Here is a 1,770-nt window from a genome sequence, read left to right on the forward strand (position 1 = left end):
GGCCGTCAGGCAGGGCGTCGATGATATAGGGAATGGTGGTGCCGCAGTCGAAGAAGACCGTATCGTTCTCGCTAATCAGGCTGGCGGCAGCCTGCGCCAGACGCTGCTTTTTCGCCGCGTTCTGGCCATGCTGGTCAGAAACAAAATAGTGCCCGACGTGATTTTTCGGATCGCTGACGATATAACCGCCCAGCAGCACCACGGCTGATGCCGGCTCGCTCAGATCGCGTCGAATGGTCATCTCCGAGACGCCCAGCAGTTGCGCAGCATCTTTCAGATGTAGCTTGTCGGTACGTTTTAACGCCAGGGTCAGTTTCTGGATGCGTTCGTCGCGCCGGGTTTCCATAGACGTCTCTGTTGTGGTTGATGGCCGAAAGAAATGCGATGCAGGCGCCTCGCCGAGAAACAGCGATAATTCTCGCAATTTTAATAAGTTGCGTGTTCAGTCTACTAAGCGGTCAATCTTACCTGTAATAAGATCGCCTCGCAAACGCCGCCTTGCTCGTTCCCGCGTCCGGTCTCTGTCATAAAAGTGTCATATAAAACATCGGTTTATAGCGTAAAGCCTGCGCTCGTCGGGACGATAACCATGGGGGATGCCGTCCGGCGTCTCACTTAATTATCAGCAGGTATCGGCTTTATGAAGCTAAATCATTTTAAAATCGGTCAGCGACTGGGCTTTCTCGCCACGCTGTTGTTGCTTGCCACGCTGTTAATGGGACTGCGCGCCCTGCAGATCAACCTGCAGGCGTTGCATAACAATGAGGCGATAATGGCGCGTGAGATGCTCATCGCCGAGAGTATCGATACGGCGCGCAGCGCCCAGGTCCAGTTCAAGATTCAGGTCCAGGAGTGGAAAAACACGCTGCTGCGCGGGACGCAGGGCGAGGAAGTTTTCAATAAATATAAAACCGCCTTTCTGGAAGAGAGTCGCCAGACCCAGGCGCTGCTCACCAGGCTGAGTCACATTCAGGCGGCGCTTGGCATCGACGGCGTCAGCGTCGCGAAGGCGCGCGAGGTGCATGCCGGGCTGGAACAGCGCTATCTGAGCGCGCTCAGCGACTATAACGTTCAGGACGTCAACAGCGCAGGACGAGTCGATAAGCTGGTCACCGGCATCGACCGCGCGCCGACGCAGATGATCGACGGGCTGGTTAACGACACGCTGCAGCGCGCGCAGGTGATGCATAAAGAGATTGAGAGCGATAACCTGGCGCACTATCACCAGACCCGGCTGCTGCTGCTGGCGGTTATGCTCTGCATTTTGCTGGCGGGCGGGCTGGTGACGCTGTGGCTGATCAAAAGCATTACCCGGCCGTTAAATCAGGCGATCGATATTGCCAAAACCGTGGCGTCGGGCGATCTGCGCGCTCACATTGAGGTGTCGGGCCGTGACGAAACCGCGCAGTTGATGACGGCGCTGCGCGATATGAACCATAGCCTGACGCGAATTGTGACCGGCGTGCGTACCGGCACCGACGCTATCGCGCAGACCACCGAGCAGGTCGCACACGGCAGCCGCGAGCTATCATCGCGCAATGAGGCGCAGGCGAGCGCGCTGGAGCAGACGGCGGCGTCAATGGAGCAGCTTACCTCCGTGGTGAAAAACAACGCCGGCAATGCGCAGCACGCCAGCGATATCGCCCGTGAGGCGCGGCAGCGCGCCGGGGAGGGCGGCGAAGTGGTGGAGAAAGTGGTAGTAGCGATGGATGAGATCCACCAGTTCTCACGCGAAATCAACGAAATCGTCAGCGTTATCGACGGCATCGC

General features: G+C 57.9%; 2 protein-coding genes. One reads left to right on the plus strand and one right to left on the minus strand.

The features are described 5' to 3' along the window. Positions 1–346 (minus strand): DeoR family transcriptional regulator (locus B3797_RS13900; RefSeq protein ID WP_311791378.1); only part of this gene is annotated, 346 nt, incomplete at its 3' end. A 294-nt stretch (positions 347–640) separates the two neighbouring features. On the opposite strand from B3797_RS13900, the gene B3797_RS13905 reads away from it, so the two are divergent. Beyond that, positions 641–1,770, plus strand: a 1,130-nt coding sequence (locus B3797_RS13905) for a HAMP domain-containing protein (protein WP_311791379.1), incomplete at its 3' end; no start/stop codon positions are given.

Origin of the sequence: Pantoea sp. UBA5923, from assembly GCF_002431095.1 — a bacterium.
Taxonomy (GTDB): domain Bacteria; phylum Pseudomonadota; class Gammaproteobacteria; order Enterobacterales; family Enterobacteriaceae; genus Pantoea; species Pantoea piersonii.